Source organism: Stagnihabitans lacustris (assembly GCF_025950525.1).
In the GTDB taxonomy this organism is placed as follows: domain Bacteria; phylum Pseudomonadota; class Alphaproteobacteria; order Rhodobacterales; family Rhodobacteraceae; genus Stagnihabitans.
In genome coordinates this window covers 1-16,758 of sequence record NZ_JAPDGS010000004.1, presented here as the reverse complement: position 1 = coordinate 16,758, position 16,758 = coordinate 1, and the positions used below count along the sequence as shown (strand labels likewise).

Annotated in this window: 13 protein-coding genes and 1 tRNA gene; 9 read left to right on the top strand and 5 right to left on the bottom strand. The window is 65.1% G+C overall.

Features of this window, described 5'->3' with window-relative positions; all coding sequences use genetic code 11:
- The 4 genes from NX862_RS11070 to NX862_RS11055 all read right to left on the bottom strand — a co-directional run bounded on the left by NX862_RS11070 (position 1) and on the right by NX862_RS11055 (position 4,487).
- Positions 1 to 936: an ABC transporter permease gene (locus NX862_RS11070; protein ID WP_264493980.1), complete on the bottom strand. Its 936-nt coding sequence runs from the start codon at positions 934 to 936 to the stop codon at positions 1 to 3.
- A gap of 1 nt (position 937) precedes the next feature.
- A complete protein-coding gene (locus NX862_RS11065) occupies positions 938 to 2,020 on the bottom strand; it encodes an ABC transporter ATP-binding protein (protein WP_264493979.1) in 1,083 nt (360 codons plus the stop codon).
- A gap of 225 nt (positions 2,021 to 2,245) precedes the next feature.
- Positions 2,246 to 3,361, bottom strand: a complete 1,116-nt coding sequence (locus NX862_RS11060) for a type 2 periplasmic-binding domain-containing protein (protein WP_264493978.1) — start codon at positions 3,359 to 3,361, stop codon at positions 2,246 to 2,248.
- A 424-nt stretch (positions 3,362 to 3,785) separates the two neighbouring features.
- Entirely contained in the window at positions 3,786 to 4,487 is a 702-nt protein-coding gene (locus tag NX862_RS11055) for a DUF1223 domain-containing protein (protein ID WP_264493977.1), read from the bottom strand.
- A 235-nt stretch (positions 4,488 to 4,722) separates the two neighbouring features.
- Here NX862_RS11055 and acnA point away from each other — a divergent pair, with 235 nt between their 5' ends.
- The 8 genes from acnA to NX862_RS11015 all read left to right on the top strand — a co-directional run bounded on the left by acnA (position 4,723) and on the right by NX862_RS11015 (position 15,082).
- A complete protein-coding gene (acnA, locus tag NX862_RS11050; RefSeq protein WP_264493976.1) occupies positions 4,723 to 7,401 on the top strand; it encodes an aconitate hydratase AcnA in 2,679 nt (892 codons plus the stop codon).
- Positions 7,402 to 7,562: 161 nt separating this feature from the next.
- A complete protein-coding gene (locus NX862_RS11045; RefSeq protein ID WP_319800875.1) occupies positions 7,563 to 8,702 on the top strand; it encodes a methyl-accepting chemotaxis protein in 1,140 nt (379 codons plus the stop codon).
- Between the two features lie 452 nt (positions 8,703 to 9,154).
- Positions 9,155 to 9,352: a hypothetical protein gene (locus NX862_RS11040; protein WP_264493974.1), complete on the top strand. Its 198-nt coding sequence runs from the start codon at positions 9,155 to 9,157 to the stop codon at positions 9,350 to 9,352.
- A gap of 396 nt (positions 9,353 to 9,748) precedes the next feature.
- The gene (locus tag NX862_RS11035) at positions 9,749 to 10,996 is read left to right on the top strand and encodes a Na+/H+ antiporter NhaA (protein ID WP_264493973.1); all 1,248 of its coding nucleotides are present in this window, start codon (positions 9,749 to 9,751) and stop codon (positions 10,994 to 10,996) included.
- A gap of 185 nt (positions 10,997 to 11,181) precedes the next feature.
- Positions 11,182 to 11,841 (top strand): ABC transporter ATP-binding protein, encoded by a 660-nt coding sequence (locus NX862_RS11030; protein ID WP_264493972.1) that lies wholly within the window; start codon positions 11,182 to 11,184, stop codon positions 11,839 to 11,841.
- Positions 11,825 to 13,522 (top strand): KpsE/RkpR family capsule polysaccharide export protein, encoded by a 1,698-nt coding sequence (locus NX862_RS11025; RefSeq protein WP_264493971.1) that lies wholly within the window; start codon positions 11,825 to 11,827, stop codon positions 13,520 to 13,522. The genes NX862_RS11030 and NX862_RS11025 overlap by 17 nt, the downstream gene beginning before the upstream one ends.
- A gap of 3 nt (positions 13,523 to 13,525) precedes the next feature.
- Positions 13,526 to 14,356 (top strand): 3-deoxy-8-phosphooctulonate synthase, encoded by an 831-nt coding sequence (gene kdsA, locus NX862_RS11020; protein ID WP_264493970.1) that lies wholly within the window; start codon positions 13,526 to 13,528, stop codon positions 14,354 to 14,356.
- 162 nt (positions 14,357 to 14,518) lie between these two features.
- On the top strand, positions 14,519 to 15,082 hold the full coding sequence (locus tag NX862_RS11015) for a VPLPA-CTERM sorting domain-containing protein (RefSeq protein WP_264493969.1): 564 nt from the start codon (positions 14,519 to 14,521) through the stop codon (positions 15,080 to 15,082).
- A gap of 54 nt (positions 15,083 to 15,136) precedes the next feature.
- Here the strand turns inward: NX862_RS11015 and NX862_RS11010 are convergent, their stop codons facing one another.
- Positions 15,137 to 16,339 (bottom strand): BaiN/RdsA family NAD(P)/FAD-dependent oxidoreductase, encoded by a 1,203-nt coding sequence (locus NX862_RS11010; RefSeq protein ID WP_264493968.1) that lies wholly within the window; start codon positions 16,337 to 16,339, stop codon positions 15,137 to 15,139.
- Between the two features lie 138 nt (positions 16,340 to 16,477).
- Here NX862_RS11010 and NX862_RS11005 point away from each other — a divergent pair.
- A tRNA-Gln gene (locus tag NX862_RS11005) sits at positions 16,478 to 16,552 on the top strand.
- Positions 16,553 to 16,758: the final 206 nt, after the last annotated feature.

The following is a 16,758-nucleotide window of genomic DNA, read 5'->3' as shown; positions in this document are numbered from 1 at the left end:
TTAGCGGGCAATGTCAGACAGCCGCACCTTGAACAGCCGCATGACGCCAAAGACGACCACGGTGCACAAGAGCAGGTAAAGGAAGGAATAGGCCGCGCCGGTGTTCCAGTCCTGGCTTTCCAGCATGGCTTGCTGGATCGTCTGGGTGAACCAGTTCGACCGCGTCGACCCCAGCGTCGTCGGCACCAGCAGCGATCCCGCCGCCAGCATGAAGACCATGACCGACCCGCTGGCGATCCCCGGTTTGGAATGGGGCAGCACGATGCGCAGATGGGTCTTCCACGCCGGCGCCCCCAGGTCTTGCGCCGCCTCGATCTGGTTGCTGTCCAATGAGGTCATGGCGTTATAGATCGGGAATAGCATGAACAGGATGTAGTTGTAGACCAGGCCGATCACGATGGCGTCGTAATTGGTCAGCACGCCTTGTTGCCAGCGCACCGCCTTTTCCAGCACGCCCATGCCGACCAGAACCGCATTCAGCGGCCCGTTCAGTGTCAGGATGATATACCAGGCAAAGGCCCGCAGCGCCTCGGAGACCCACAGCGGGATGAACAGCAACAGGATCAGCGTCGGCACCGACTTTGGCCGCACGACCTTGGCCAGATAAAACGCGATCGGATAGGAAAAGACAAAGGCCACCACCGTCACGATGATCGAATAGAACACCGTGTTGATGAAGGTCTGGGCCCGCAAGGGGATCGAAAGTTCCAGCCCGAAGATCGACATCGGCCCCGGGCTTTCAAAGAACTTCGCATAGTTGTTGACCGAATAGGTGTCCAGGGGCCCGCCCATGTCGACCACCGGCAAATAGGGCCGGAACGAGGTCTCGAACAGCGCCAGATTGGGCAGGATGATCAGCATCAACAGCCAAAAACCCGTCAGCAGGATGAAGGCGCCGGTCAGCGTGCCCCCATAGCGTTTCAGAAGCTCTCCCATCTCACTTGGCCCTCACGATGCCATCGGGCAGGATCGAGGCGCGTTCGGCCGCAAAGGTCATGAAGCCCTTTTGGCCGGCCTCGGGGATCAGTTGGCTGCCGTCGTTGCGCAGTTCGGCCACCAGGCTGGCGCCGCTGTCCGAGGTCGCATGGACGGAAATGAAGCTGCCTTCGAAGGCCACTTCCTGCACCGTGACGGGCACCGAGTTTTCGACCCCCGCATCGGTGGTGAACAGCGTGTGTTCGGGGCGGACATACAGCTTGACCGCCGCGCCGCCCGTCTCGCCCAGACGGGCGCGGAACTGGCCATGGGCGGTGTCAAAGCGCGCCATGCCAGAAGAGGTGGCGCCAACCGCACCGGTGAAAATGTTGTTTTCGCCCACGAAAGAGGCCACGAACCCGTTGACCGGGTTGTTGTAGATGTCGCGCGGATCGGCCACTTGCTGCAAGCGGCCCTGGCTCATGACGCCCACGCGGTCGGACATGGCCAAGGCCTCGCCCTGGTCATGGGTGATATAGATGAAGGTGACGCCGGTGCGCTTTTGGATCGCCCGCAGTTCCGCCCGCATGTGCTGGCGCAGCTTCAGGTCCAGCGCGGACAGCGGTTCGTCCAAAAGCATCACCTGGGGTTCGACGGCCAAGGCGCGGGCAATCGCCACGCGCTGCTTCTGGCCGCCCGACAGCTGGCTGACCATCTTGTCGGCCGCGCCCTGCAGATCGACCAGCGCCAAAAGCTCGTCGGCCTTGGCACGGCGTTCCGCACGGCCCATGCCGCGCATTTCAAGACCGAAGGCGATGTTCTCCCAGATCGTCATCAGCGGGAAAAGTGCCAGGTTCTGGAAGATCAGCGCGGTTGGGCGCTGATTGGGACGCTTGCCCAAAGTGGGCGCGCCGCCGATGCGGATTGCGCCCGAGGTCGGGTCGTTGAACCCCGAAATCATCCGCAAGATCGTCGTCTTGCCACAGCCCGACGGCCCGAGGAAGGAAAAGAACTCCCCCGGCTTGATCGAGACATTCACATTGTCGACGGCCCGAAAGCTGCCAAAATCGCAGACGACGTTATCAAGGTCGATCCCTGCACCCATAGGACCCCACTCCCTGTTCCCTTGCGGCACGGGTCATTGCCCTGCCGTCGTTTCATTTATCGCCCCCTGCGGGGCTTTGGTCATTTATCGCCCCCTGCGGGGCTTTGGTCATTGATCACCCCAAAAGGGGCTTTGGTCACGGATCACCCATGCGATTGTTCATCCACACGCATGGATGGCAAACGCCGGGTCAAGACGACCCGGCGTTCTTCGGTTCACCTGATATCAGGCGGCCTTGTATTTGTCGGCATATTCACCGCGCTTGGCGATGAATTCGGCCGACTGGTCGGGCCACCACCACAGTTTGCCCAGGGCGTCATCGTTGAACGTGCCGTTGTAATAAGCGGCCACATCCGGGTTCATCTTGTCGGCCGAGCCTTTGCCGACCGGGTTCGACGAGAAGGCGGTGGCCCACATCGCCGCGCCATCGGCGGTCGAGACCCACTTGGCCAGCTCATGCGCCTGGTCGAGGTTGGCGGCGTTCTTCATCAGGACGAAGCCTTGGTGCCAGGCAAAGGCGCCCTCGGCCGGAGCGACATAGGCATAGCCGTCGTTGCGCAGGTTGAAGCCGGTCGAATCCCAGCACAGGCCCACGGTCGCGCCGTTGGCGGTAAAGCCGGCGTTGGCCTCGTTTTCGCCCGACCAGAACTGAACGACATTGGCCTTGGCCTTGATCGCCTCGGCCAAAGCGATGTCCCACAGCTGGGTCATCTTGGCCATGTCGGTGTAGCCTTCCAGCCAGGGGAAGGGCAGCTTGCCGGTGGCGTCAAGGTAACGGCCCATGGCGGCCAGCGCCGAATGGGGACGCAACACGACCTGGTTGTCGGCCGAGAAGAGGTCGCCCAGCGAAGCAGGCGCCGACAGTTTCGCGCCGGCGGTGTTGACGACAAGCGCTTCGGTGCCCCAGTTCGACGGCACGTAGAACAGCTTGCCATCGGCATCGGCCGAACGCACGCCGGCCGCGCCATCGGCCAGACCCGGCAGATAGTTTTCCATCGCCAGCTTGGCCGGGTCAAACGACTGCAGCAGCCCGTTCGAGTTCCAGCCGCCCCAGCGGTCGATGGTCGGCTCGATCATGTCGATCCCGCCCGATTGCAGCGCAACCTTGGCTTGGGCGAACATCGTGTCCTGGTCGGGCAGTTCGGTGAAGTTGACCTTGATGCCGGTCGCGGCTTCGAAAGCCGGGAAGACTTCCGCCTTCAGCTTGTCGTAACCGGCCCAGCCGGTGAAGTTCAGCTCGCCCGACGAGGCAAGCGCCTTCGAGGAAATGATCGCCGGAGCGGCCAGGGCAGCGGTCGCCGCCATGAAGCCGCGGCGGTTGAGAGTGAAATTCTTGGTCACGTCAGTCTCCCTTGGTGAACCGCCTTGCGGCGGATTGGACCGGGGTTTGCCCCCGTTCATTTGGGTGTCTAGGCCGCGCGGATGACAATTCCACGACGGCCCGGGTATCCCTGTGCCGCAGCTTACGTCGCGGGGGGTAAGGCCTGTCAACTGCGCATCGTCCGGGCCCCGCCCAAGCCGCCCGGTTTTTTGTCACATTTCCTGTGATAGGGGGTTTTGCGCCGCTTTGCAGCCCAGAGCGACGCAAACTTTGCCCGCTATCCGCCCAGGGGCCCTGTGGCCGTGCCGCTTTTCGCGGCGCGTCGTCGGCCTGTGGTTCAAGGTGGAGAATGTCCTTCCCCGTCCCCTGCGAAAGCTGCAACCGGAGGCTGTCTTTCCGGCCCTGCGCCCGCCCGAGTCGGAAGGCCCCGCTGCGTCAAAAGGCTCAGCGGGTGGCGGCTGCAGCCAGGATCTGGCCGGGCCCTTCGACCTGCAAGATCACCACAACGGCCTCAGGGCCCGTGACCTCGGCCGTCAGGGCCAGGGGGGTCTTGCCGTCCCATTCACCCATCAGCGACCACGAGGTCACGACATTGGTGTAATCGACGAGGCGGCCGGCATTTTCCCCGGCCTCGATCATGACTTGCGTGCGGGGGATATAACGCACCAGCTGCACCCGCAGCGGACCCGCAGCCTGTGCCAGCGGATCGGCCGTCACGGTCAGGCGGTCGCCCTGCCGGTCAAGCCGCAGCTGCAGCGCCGGGGCCGGTTGATCGGTCAGGGCGCGGTCCACGGCCTCGGGGTTGACGCCCTCGATCCGGCTTTGACCGCCCACGATCATCTGGGGCGTATAGATGGTGCGCGACCCCTCTGCCCGCGCATAGGCCTTTTGCCGGTCGGTAAAGCGGGCCTGGCCAAAGCTGTCGGTCCAGCCGATGTAATCCCAGTAATCCACGTGTAACGACAAGGCGATAACGCCCGGACGCTGCGCCAGGTCGCGCAGGTATTCATCGGCAGGCGGACAAGAGGAACACCCCTGCGAGGTGTAAAGTTCGACCACCGTGCCGAACTGCACGGTTTCTTGCGACATCACACTTGTGGCCACGGCAGCCCAGGCCACCACGGCGCCGATCAGCGCAACTTTCATCGAAACGTCCCCTTGGTCTGGCATGGTTCTAGTCGCATTGCCGCACGCGGGCCAATCACCCTTTTGCGACCGCGGGCGTTTTGCGCGCCCCGGTTGCGTTGGATTTGACGGGTTCGCCTGCGCAGGGCTCTGGATTTTCGGCATACAATTGCATACAATGATTTGCAGGCAGATGATTCCTTGCCCCATCTGCCGCATTGCGGCAAAAGGGGGCATCCCACCCATGGAGGCCACGATGACCGTCACCGTCGGACATGACAGCGCAAAGACCCGGTCCAAACTGACCGCAGGCGGCGCGACCGTCGATTATTACTCGATCCCTGCGGCCCAGGCGGCCGGGCTTGGCGATTTCTCGCGCTTGCCTGCCTCGTTGAAGGTGGTGCTGGAAAACATGCTGCGCTTCGAGGATGGCAAGACCGTCACCATCGACGACATCAAGGCCTTCGCGCAATGGGGCGCCCAGGGTGGCAAGAACCCGCGTGAGATCGCCTATCGCCCGGCCCGCGTCTTGATGCAGGATTTCACCGGGGTTCCGGCGGTGGTTGACCTGGCCGCAATGCGCGATGGGATCATCGGGCTGAAGGGCTCGGCCGCCAAGATCAACCCGCTGGTGCCGGTGGATCTGGTCATCGACCATTCGGTGATGATCGACGAGGCCGGCACGCCCCGCGCCTTTCAGGCCAATGTGGACCGCGAATATGAGCGGAACATGGAGCGTTACGTGTTCCTGAAATGGGGGCAAAAGGCCTTCAACAACTTCCGCGTTGTGCCGCCGGGCACCGGGATTTGCCACCAGGTCAACCTGGAATATCTGGCGCAGACCGTCTGGACCGACCGCGACCAGACCGGCGCCGAAGTGGCCTATCCCGATACTTTGGTGGGCACCGACAGCCATACGACCATGGTCAACGGTCTGGCCGTTCTGGGCTGGGGCGTCGGCGGGATCGAGGCCGAGGCCGCGATGCTGGGCCAGCCGGTGTCGATGCTGATCCCCGAGGTTGTCGGCTTCAAACTGACGGGTGCGATGGTCGAGGGCACCACCGCCACCGACCTGGTGCTGAAGGTCGTGCAGATGCTGCGCAAGCATGGCGTGGTCAACAAGTTCGTCGAATTCTACGGCGAGGGTCTGGACCATCTGCCCTTGGCCGACCGGGCGACCATCGCCAACATGGCGCCGGAATATGGCGCGACCTGCGGCTTCTTCCCCATCGACGACGAGACCTTGCGTTACCTGCACATGACCGGCCGTGAGGAATCGCGCATTGCCCTGGTCGAGGCCTATGCCAAGGCCAATGGCATGTGGCGTGGGGCGGATTACGCGCCGATCTATACCTCCACGCTGGACCTGGACATGGGGACCATCGTTCCCGCGATTTCCGGGCCCAAGCGTCCGCAGGATTACCTGGCGCTGACCGATGCCAAGGCCTCGTTCGCCCGCGAGATGGAGGGGTCGTTCAAGCGTCCCCAGGGCGTCGAAGTCGCGGTTGAGGGCGCGGATTACACCATGTCCTCGGGCAAGGTGGTGATTGCGTCGATCACGTCCTGCACCAACACGTCGAACCCCTATGTGATGATTGCGGCGGGCCTTGTGGCGCGCAAAGCCCGCGCCTTGGGGTTGAAATCGAAGCCCTGGGTCAAGACCTCTTTGGCCCCCGGGTCTCAGGTCGTCAGCGAATATCTGAACGCGGCCAACCTGCAAGAAGACCTTGATGCCGTGGGCTTCAACCTGGTGGGCTATGGCTGCACGACCTGTATCGGGAACTCGGGTCCGCTGGCGGCCCCGATCTCCAAGGCGATCAACGAGGGCGACCTTGTGGCGACCGCGGTCCTGTCGGGCAACCGCAACTTTGAAGGCCGGATTTCGCCGGATGTGCGCGCGAACTACCTGGCCTCGCCGCCCCTGGTCGTGGCCTATGCCTTGGCCGGTGACCTGAACATCGACCTGACCACCGAGCCTCTGGGCATGGGCACCGATGGCCCGGTCTATCTGAAAGACGTCTGGCCGACGAACAAGGAGATCTCGGATCTGGTCCATGCCACCGTGACCCGAGCGGCGTTTCAAAAGAAATACGCCGATGTCTTCAAGGGCGACGAAAAGTGGCAGGCCGTGCAGATCACCGAGGCCGAGACCTATGATTGGCCGGCCTCGTCGACCTATATCCAGAACCCGCCCTATTTCCGCGGCATGGCGGCCACGCCGGGAACGATCTCCGATATCAACGGCGCCCGCATCCTGGGCATCTTTGGCGACATGATCACCACCGACCACATCTCTCCGGCGGGGTCGTTCAAGGCCAATACGCCGGCGGGCAAGTATCTGGTCGAACGTGGGGTTCCGGTGTCCGAGTTCAACTCTTATGGCGCGCGTCGTGGCAACCATGAGGTGATGATGCGCGGCACGCTGGCCAATATCCGCATCAAGAACGAGATGCTGGATGCGGTTGAAGGCGGCTTCTCCAAGGGGCCGGATGGGGTGCAGACCTCGATCTTTGACGCGTCGATGGCCTGGCAGGCGCAGGGCACGCCCCTGGTGATCTTTGGCGGCATCGAATACGGCGCGGGGTCTTCGCGCGATTGGGCGGCCAAGGGGACGGCGCTTTTGGGCGTCAAGGCGGTCATCGCGGAGTCGTTTGAACGCATCCACCGTTCCAATCTGGTCGGCATGGGCGTCATTCCGTTCGAGTTCACCGGCGGCGACACCCGCAAGACCCTGGGCCTGAAGGGCGACGAAGTCGTCTCGATCGCCGGTCTGGAAGGCGACCTGAAACCGCTGTCCATGGTGCCCTGCACCATCACCTTCGCCGATGGCACGGTGAAAGTGATCCAGCTGAAGTGCCGCATCGACACCGAAATCGAGGTCGAATACGTCGAACACGGCGGCGTCTTGCACTACGTCCTGCGCTCGCTGGCCTGACGGCCCGGCGCGCGACACGCGACGCAATAACGGGCAACCTGCCCAAGAAAGCGGCCCCTGCCCGGGGCCGCTTTTCTTTTTCCACCGGGAGGGGTCGGGGTTAACCCCTGCTTCATCCTGCCGCGCGCTTCTCTGGTCCCGTCATGCCACAGGAGCCCGCCTTGACCCTGCCCCAAACCGCCACCGCCCCGCCGTCAACCATCCCTCCGCCCACCAGCCCGCCGCCAACCATCCCCGACCTGCCCGCCATTGCGGCCGAAACCCGCGACTGCGCCGACTTTGCCCGCCGCGCCATCGAGGACATCGCCGAGATCACGCGCCAGACCAACATGCTGGGCCTGAACGCCAGGATCGAGGCCGCGCGGGTCGGCCAGCAGGGCGCGGGCTTTGCCCTGGTGGCCGAAGAGGTGCGCAAGGTTTCGGGCCAGATCGACCAGATCGCCGAGGCGCTGGGGCAGCAACTGGCGCGGCGGCTGGCGGGGCTTGAGGATATGGTGACGGCGCTGTCGCAGGCGGCGACCTCGCGGCGGCTGATCGACCTGGCCTTTACTGCGATAGATATCCTGGATCGCAATCTGTATGAGCGGTCCTGCGATGTGCGCTGGTGGGCGACGGATGCCGACCTGGTGGCGGCGGTGGCGGCACCGTCAGAGTCCAGCTTGGCCCATGCGAGCCGGCGGCTGGGGGTGATCCTGGACGCCTATACGGTCTATTCTGACATCTGGCTGTGTGATCTTGACGGGATGATCCTGTGCAACGGCCGCCCCGGGCGCTTTGCCATTGCGGGCCAGTCGGTCAAGGGCAGCCGCTGGCTGGACCCGGCGCGGGCGATCCGCGACGGCTCGGGCTTTGTGGCGGGCGATGTCGAGGTCTCCAGCCTTCTGGGTCAGCGCCCGACCATGGCCTGGGCCACGGTGATCCGGGCCGGTGGCGCGCAGGACGGCCGCGCGCTGGGTCTGATCGTGACGCAGTTCGACTGGGAGCCCCAGGCGCGGGCGGTGCTGGACAGCCTGCCCTTCGGCGAGACGCCGCTTTCGGCCGCGATCCTGGACGCGCAGGGCGTGGTTCTGGCCGCGCGGGGGGCCGATGTGATGGTTGGGCAAAGGCTGGGGCAACAGTTCGGCGGCGGCGATGTCGCGTCGGGGGCGCGGGTCGATCAGGGGTTGTTGATCGGCCACCACCGCGGCGCAGGATTCGAGACCTGGACGGGCAAGGGCTGGCAAGGCGTGGCCGTGATGCGCGCCTCGGCCGCGGGGATCGGCGGGCGCCTCGGCGGGGGGCGCAGCAAGACGGGCTGGTGAGGGGGGGATGGCAGGGGGTCCCATTGCAGTTGGCCATCCGGTCGGTTGGCCGGGCGTGCTCGTGCGGGGGGCCTTGGGGAATTGGACGGGTTGCCGGGGAATGAAGCCGCATGGATTGCGGCACAACATGTCGGGCATTTGACCGCGGGCGCGGTGCAAAGGACCAATGCAGGTCATTTCCACAGACCGCAGGGCCCCAAGGCTTGGGGCAACCAGATTGGGGCAACCCTGTCGCGGGCGCAGAGTCGCAGGTGCAACGTCGGGGGGGCAGAATTTGGGGGCGCAGAGTTGGGGGGCAGAGTTGGGGGGCGCCGGAATTAGACCGGACACTTGGAGCCGAAGACGTTAACCTTGTCTTCACACCCGCCTGTCAGTCTGAACGGATTGTTCCAGCGAGAGTCAGGCTCATGTCCCATCGCCCGTGCCGCCCGAATACCGCCTTGCACCGCCCATTGCGGGCACCCGGATCGCAGGGGGCAGGCAGCTCCCGCGCCTCGACGATTGCCGGCCAAAGGCCTGCGCCCCTTTCGCGCAACCCGACCGCAGCCCGGGCCCAGGCCATTGCCCGCGCCTTGCCCGCCCCAAGCCTCTGGCTGGCTGATGTCCTGATCCTGGGCCTGGCCCTGACGCTTCTCCGCCTCTTCGCCTGACCTTTCCCCCGGCGCCACGCCGATAGGGGTCCGGGGAAAGGCCCCGCCTTTCCCCGGGCAGGGGAGCACGAGGGGGCGGCAGCCCCCTCGTTCCCCCGCCTGCCCCCCACTCCCCCGGATCAGGTCCAGCCCTCCCCACGACAGAAACCACCTGGCTGCCCCCTCGTTCCCGCGCCTGCCCCCCACTCCCCGGACCAGGTCCAGCCCTCCCCGCGCCAAACACCACCCGCCTGCCCCCGCGCCGGCAACCGCAAGCCCGAACCCCCGTTGACACCCCGCCCTTCTCCCCCTCCTGATGCCGCTTGGGGCCGGGATTGTCCGCTTGGGCCGACTCGGGCCGCCCCGCACAGGCCACCAGAAGGCCCGCCAAGGGCCCCCAAAGCAGCATCCGCCGTCATGTATCGCGTCTCCCCCCATCTCGACCGCCTTGCCCTTTCGCTTTTGGCCGGCGCCACGCTGGCCACCCTGGCCGTCAACCTGCGCCCCGACCTGTATTACGACCTGATCGAGACGCGGCTTCTGCCCGACAGCCCCTTCCTGCCGCTTTTGACGCCGCAGGTCCTGATCACCCAGGGGCTGATGGCGCTGTTCCTCTTCGTCCTTGGCAAAGAGTTCTTCGAGAGCCTGCGCCTGGAGGGGGGCCTTCTGGCCGCCCCTGCCGCGCGCCGCCTGCTGGCCCCCACCCTTGCCGGAGCCCTGCTTTTGCCCCTGGCGCTGTGGACGGTCACCGGGCAGATGGGCTTTTCCGACCTGCCGGGGATCGAGGGCTGGAGCCTGTGCCTTGGCGCCGATCTGGCCCTTGCCTGGACCTTTGGCCGCCGCCTGTTCGGCCAGGATCATCCCGCCCTGCCGCTGTTGCTGTTCCTCGCCGTGGCGCTGGACATGATCGCCGCCGGCGGCATCGCCCTTGAACGGCTGACGGCGGCGCTTTTGGCGCTTTTGCCCTCGCCCGAGGTCTATGACAGCGCCAACCGCCTCGCGGGCGCGGTCAAGCTCTTGTGGCTTTTGCCCGCGGCCCTGGCGCCCCTGATCTACCGCGCGACCTGGGGCCATCACGCGGTCCAAGACAGCCAGCGCCAGCACCGCCGCTCCGAGGCCCTGACGCCGATCCTGATCACGGCGCTGATCACCTGGGGCTCGGTCTTGATGGCGGGCCTGCCTGCGGCGTTGGCGCTGTTGCCGATGATCCCGATGATCCCCCATGCCCCGCGCAGCCTTGGCCTTTTCGCCGAGGCCGAGGCGCTGTTGCATGACCCGCTGAACCGGCTGGAGTCGCTGATCCTGCCCGCGCTGCCCGTGGTGGTGTTTCTGTTCGGGCTGACGGCGGGGGGCATCGACTTTGGCGCGCTGGGGCCGGATACCGCGCGCACCTTGGGCGCGCTGGCCTTGCGGCCGGTGGGGCTGGTGGCGGGCGCGGTCCTGGCCATAGGCCTTCTGGGCGCCAGCCTGCCGCAGGGGATGCGGGGGCGCGACCTGATCCTTGTGGCGCTGTTGCTGACGCCGGGGCTGACGCTGCCTCTGCTTGCGCTGGATCAGGGTCTGGGCGGCGGAGGGGCGGCTTCGGGCGCGCGGGCGGGGCTGGCGATGTCGCTTTTGTTCGGGCCGCTGGCGCTGTCGCTGGGCCGGCTTTGGCGGCACCGCTAGCAGCCCGGCCCCCCGATGCACCAGTTTGTTACCGCTGGGGCCTTATTCCTGACAGATTGCCGGGTATTGTAGCGCAGAACGGCAAGATCGGCGCTTTGCTTTCGGCCTCTGGCGGAAAGGGTGCGTTAAGGATAATGCGCTAGCCTTGGGGCGAGGCGGGGAATGACAGAAGGCGTGACCGGGACATGATCGAGTTCGAGAATGTCAGCAAGAGTTTCTGGACGCGGGAGGGGCGCAAGGTCATCCTGGACCGGGCCTCTTTTCGCGTCACCCTGGGCAATTCGCTGGGCATCCTGGCGCGCAACGGCACCGGAAAGACCACGCTGATCAACATGATGGCCGGTCTGGAAAAGCCCGACGAAGGGATCGTGCGCCGCACCTCGCGCATTTCCTTTCCGCTGGGCTTCATGGGCGGCGTGTTGCCCAAACACACCGCCAAGGAAAACTGCCGCTATATCGCGCGGATCTATGGGCTGGACCCCGATTACATCGAGGCCTTCTGCCGCTGGCTGTGCAACATCGGCACCTATTTCGACATGCCCGTCGGCACCTATAGCCAGGGGATGAAGTCGCGCTTCAACTTCTCGCTGATGCTGGCGCTGGATTTCGACATCTATCTGATTGACGAGGGGATGCCCTCTTCCACCGATGTCGAATTCAACAAAAAGGCGGGCGCAATCCTGCGCGACCGGCTGCAAAAGGCCACGGTCATCGTGGTCAGCCACCAGGCCAAGACGCTGGAAAAGTTCTGCCGATCCGCGGCGGTGCTGAAGGCCGGCCAACTCTATCAATTCGAAACCCTCGAAGAGGCGAAACAGCTTTATGACTATGAAGCTCAAAGTTGAACGCTATCGCCTGAGCCCGCCGGCAGAGGTCGCAGCCCCAGAGCTGCAGCCCGTGTCGCCCGCCCCCGCCGCAGCGGCGGCGCCCCGGGTGGTGCCCCAAAGGGTGGCGCCGGCGGCTTTGCGCCCTGCGAGCGGGCAGATCCCCGATGACGCCTTTGCCCCGGACCCCGACGAGGATGGCTTTGGCGCGCAAAGCTATTTGCCCGAGGCCAAGCAGACCGAAGCCGCCGTTTCGAACCCCGATGCCATGCCCGGCGAAGAGATCGACGTCATCCGCAAAGAGGGGCTGACCGGGCGCCAATTGCGCATCGCGCGGCGCATGGCGCAAAAGCACAACCTGCCCGCCACCTCGGATTTCGACGCGGTGCGGCTGTTGCGTCAGGCGGGGATCGACCCCTTTGGCCGCTCTGCCGTGCTGGAGCTGGTGGAGGGCGACGCCGAAGGCTCGCGCGCTTTGACCGTCCCGCCCGAGGGCGAGCGTCTGCCACAGACGATGAAACCCGCGCCCCTGCCCTCGACCGAGGTCAAGGCCGAGGACAGCCACCTGGCCGAGGTGCGCCGCATCCAGGCCGATCTGGTGGCGCGCAGGCGTCGCCGCTTTGCCTTGCTGTGGGCCAAGCTGGCGGTCTTTGTCTTTTTGCCGACGCTGATTGCAGGCTGGTATTTCTTTGCCGTGGCCACGCCGATGTATACGGCCACGTCGAAATTCGTGATCCAGCAGGCCTCGGCGACCTCCAGCCTTGCCGGGCTGTTCACCGGGACATCCTTTGCCACCTCGCAAGATTCGGTGGCGGTGCAAAACTTCCTGCAGTCCAATGATGCGATGCAAAGGCTGGACCAGGACAAGGGCTTTCGCGCGCATTTCTCGGACCCGTCGGTCGATCCGCTGCAAAGGCTGGAAAGCGACGCCACCAACTCGGCCGCCTATGCGCTTTACACCAAATTCGTCCGCGTCAGCTATGATCCGACCGAAGGGCTGATCAACATGGAGGTCTCTGCCGCCTCGCCTCAGGCCGCGGTAGAGTTCTCGACCGCGCTGATCGGCTATGCCGAGGAACGGGTGGACCAACTTTCGGCCACGTTGCGCGGCGACCAAGAGACCTCGGCCAAGGAGGCCTTTGCCGATGCCACGGCCAAGCTGAACGACGCGCAACGCCACCTGGTTGACCTGCAGACCAAATACAAAACCCTGTCCTCCGAGATCGAGGCTGGCCTTGTCACCAGCCAGATCGCCGCGCTGGATTCGCAGCTGACCCAGGAACGGCTGGCCATCGCCCAGATGGAGGCCAATGCCAGCCCGAACCAGGCCCGCATGGCCCCCGTCAAGTCGCGCATCGCCACGCTGGAATCCGAAATCGCCCGCCTGCGTTCGGGCCTGACCGAGGGCGAGGGGACGGGGCCGTCGCTGGCGACCGTGCAATCGGACCTGGCCATGGCCACGGCAGAGGTTGCGACGCGCCAGATGATGCTGGCCCAGGCCACGACCGCGATGGAAACCTCACGGATCGAGGCCGCGCGCAAGACGCGCTACCTGGAGCTGGCCGTGCGACCGGTGGCGCCCGATACGGCCTCTTATCCCAAGGCCTTCGAGGATACGATCGTCGTGATGTTGATCTTCCTCGGGCTTTACCTCATGGTCTCGATGACGATCGCGATCCTGCGCGAGCAAGTCTCGGGGTAAGACATGAAAGACGTGAAGATCGGCGGCCTGACGGTTTCAAACGACAGGCCGCTGTTGGTGATTGCCGGGCCCTGCCAGTTGGAAAGCCTGGACCATGCGCAGATGATCGCCGGGGTCATGGCCGAGGCCTGCGCCGCTGCGGGGGCGCAATATGTCTTCAAGGCAAGCTACGACAAGGCCAATCGGACCTCGCTGTCGGGCAAGCGCGGCCTGGGGCTTGAGGCGGGGTTGCAGGTGCTGGAGACGGTGCGGGCCTCGGGTCTGCCGGTGCTGACCGACATTCACGACGCGGCCCAGGCGGTCGAGGCGGCCCATGTCGTCGACGTCATCCAGATCCCGGCCTTTTTGTGCCGCCAGACCGATCTTTTGCTGGTGGCGGGCCAGACCGGCGCGGTGGTGAACATCAAGAAGGGGCAGTTCCTGGCGCCCTGGGACATGGCCAATGTGGCGGCGAAAGTTGCCAGCACGGGGAACGAGCGCATTTTGTTGACGGAACGTGGCGCCTCGTTCGGCTATAACGCTTTGGTGGCCGATATGCGGTCCTTTCCGATCATGGCGCAGACCGGCTATCCGGTGATCATGGATGCGACCCATTCGGTGCAGGCGCCGGGCGGTCAGGGCGGCAGTTCCGGCGGCGACCGGCGCTTTGCGCCCGCCATGGCGCGGGCGGCGGTGGCCTTGGGTATCGCGGGCGTCTTCATCGAGACACATGAGGACCCCGACCACGCGCCCTCGGATGGGCCGAACATGATCCACCTGAAGGACATGGCCCGGCTGGTTCATCTGCTGATGGACATCGACCGCCTGGCCAAGGCCGATCCCCTGCGGTTGTAAGGGCGGGCAAGCGCCTGTCCCTACGGGATATTTGCCAAACAAGGGAAAGGCGGCGTATTGGATCGTTAGCCAATATGCCGCTTGCCTTTCCCGGCCAGAAATTTACACCGCGTTTACCGTGCGGCCGAACCTTGGCCGCCTCTGGCAAAGCGAACAGGACCCATGACCTTCAAGACCACGGCTTTCGCAGCGCTTTTCGCGCTTGCGGGCCTTCCGGCGGCGGCCGATACCGTCACGAGCGACTTCCTTTACACCAATGCGGGGCTTGATGCGGCTGCGGCAAGCCGTTTGGTCTTGGCGTTGAACGCGGATGGCACGATTGCGGCCTCTTTGTCGGCCGGGACGCACAAGATCAACGGCTTCGGCTTTGACGCCCTGGGCAGCCCCTTTGTCCAAAGCGGGTTTTCGAACAACACCACCCCGGGCATGATGAGCCTTTGCGCCGCGGGCGGCTGTTTCAACCCGGTCTGGAACTTTGGCGCCAAGCTGGCCGCGATCAACTGGACGATCAGCCGCCCCGGTGGTTTCACTTCGGTGGCCCAGCTTTATGCGGGCACCGGATCGGCCAACTATGATTTCTTCCTTTGGGATCAGACCTATACGATCCACTACGCCAAAGCGGGTATGGTCGCGACGCCGGTTCCCGCCGTCCCCCTGCCCGCAACGGCGCCCCTGATGGTGGCGGGGCTTGGCGCCTTTGTGCTGGCCCGGCGCCGCAAGGCCTGATCCTGATTCCTGACCCCGGTTTCCCCCGGGGTCAGTGTGGCTTTGCAGGGCGGTCTAGATGACCTGCCCCGCAGCCCAGCCCGAAGACCAGGCCCATTGGAAGTTATAGCCGCCCAGCCAGCCGGTCACATCCACCACCTCGCCCACGAAATACAGGCCCGGCACGCCCTTTGCCTCCATCGTGCGGGCGTCCAATGCCGCGGTATCGACGCCGCCCAGGGTGACTTCCGCCGTCCGGTAGCCCTCAGAGCCGACCGGGGTCAGGCGCCAGCCATGCAAGCTTTGCGCCAGCCCCTCGACCGCCGCGTTCGACATGGTCGACAGCGCGGCATCGGGTGCCAGAAGCCCCGCCATGTGCCGCGCCAGCCGTTCCGGCATCAAGGGCGTCAGCGCCGCAGCCAGACCCTGACGGCCCTGCGTCCCGCGCATCGTCCGCAGATGACCCGCCACATCGACGCCGGGCAAAAGGTCGAACCGCACCCCCTGCCCCTCACGCCAAAAGCTGGAGATCTGCAGCACCGACGGCCCCGACAGCCCGCGATGGGTGAACAAAAGCGCCTCGGGGAAGGCCGGACCGCCCTCGGCCCGCGCCACCACCGGCAAGGAGACACCCGACAAGGGCGCCATCCACTCCAGCTCTTGCGTGGCAAAGGTCAGCGGCACAAGCGCCGGCCGCGTCTCGGTGACGGGCAGGCCAAAGGCCTCGGCGAGCTTATAGCCGAAAGAGGTCGCCCCCATCTTCGGGATCGACTTGCCGCCCGTGGCCACGACCAGGGCCGGCGCGCTGACATCGCCCCGCGCGGTCGAGACGGTGAAGCCCTCCCGCACCTCGCCCCCCCGCACTTCGCCCCCCCGCACTTCGCCGACCGCGCAGTCAAGCCACAGCTCGCCCCCCGCCTTGGCCAGGTCGCGCAGCAAAAGGTCGACGATCTGCTTGGCCGACCCGTCGCAGAACAGCTGCCCCAGCGCCTTTTCATGCCAGGTGATTCCCGCTGCATCGACCCTTTCGATGAAATCCGCCGGCCCAAACCGCTTTAGCGCCGAAAGCGCGAATCGCGGGTTCCTGGACAGGAATCGGTCCGCCGACACCGTCATATTGGTGAAATTGCAGCGCCCGCCGCCCGAGATGCGGATTTTCTCGCCCGCGGCCTTGGCGTGGTCGATGACCAACACGCGACGCCCGCGCCGGCCGGCCTCGATGGCGGCCATCAGGCCCGCCGCACCGGCCCCAAGGATGATTGCATCATACGTTTTCATGGGCCTCTGTTATGCCGCCCGGGGGCGCGGGGCAATCCTTTGGGCAACCATTGCATAAAGGGTAAGGAAAATCGTTACAGTTTTCGCGCCCTACCCCTTGCGGGGGACAAAGGCTTTGGGTAAATACCGCCGCACGGTTGGGGCGTCGCCAAGCGGTAAGGCATCGGTTTTTGGTACCGACATTCCCAGGTTCGATCCCTGGCGCCCCAGCCAATCTTCCCGCAATATCAAATGGATGCACACCGGACCCCGGGCCTTTGCCATGTGGTCTTGCCATCAGATTTCGACCACAACTTTCTGGCCCCTGACCGCTTTACATCGGCGACACGATTGCCTAAGACAGCCGCACGGTTGGGGCGTCGCCAAGCGGTAAGGCATCGGTTTTTGGTACCGACATTCCCAGGTTCGATCCCTGGCGC

What these genes read in the sequence shown, in the direction of transcription:
- NX862_RS11010 (WP_264493968.1), bottom strand. Translation starts at nt 16,339, where the DNA reads ATGAAAACGTATGATGCAATCATCCTTGGGGCCGGTGCGGCGGGCCTG.
- NX862_RS11015 (WP_264493969.1), top strand. Translation starts at nt 14,519, where the DNA reads ATGACCTTCAAGACCACGGCTTTCGCAGCGCTTTTCGCGCTTGCGGGC.
- acnA (WP_264493976.1), top strand. Translation starts at nt 4,723, where the DNA reads ATGACCGTCACCGTCGGACATGACAGCGCAAAGACCCGGTCCAAACTG.
- kdsA (WP_264493970.1), top strand. Translation starts at nt 13,526, where the DNA reads ATGAAAGACGTGAAGATCGGCGGCCTGACGGTTTCAAACGACAGGCCG.
- NX862_RS11030 (WP_264493972.1), top strand. Translation starts at nt 11,182, where the DNA reads ATGATCGAGTTCGAGAATGTCAGCAAGAGTTTCTGGACGCGGGAGGGG.
- NX862_RS11065 (WP_264493979.1), bottom strand. Translation starts at nt 2,020, where the DNA reads ATGGGTGCAGGGATCGACCTTGATAACGTCGTCTGCGATTTTGGCAGC.
- NX862_RS11055 (WP_264493977.1), bottom strand. Translation starts at nt 4,487, where the DNA reads ATGAAAGTTGCGCTGATCGGCGCCGTGGTGGCCTGGGCTGCCGTGGCC.
- NX862_RS11025 (WP_264493971.1), top strand. Translation starts at nt 11,825, where the DNA reads ATGAAGCTCAAAGTTGAACGCTATCGCCTGAGCCCGCCGGCAGAGGTC.
- NX862_RS11035 (WP_264493973.1), top strand. Translation starts at nt 9,749, where the DNA reads ATGTATCGCGTCTCCCCCCATCTCGACCGCCTTGCCCTTTCGCTTTTG.
- NX862_RS11070 (WP_264493980.1), bottom strand. Translation starts at nt 936, where the DNA reads ATGGGAGAGCTTCTGAAACGCTATGGGGGCACGCTGACCGGCGCCTTC.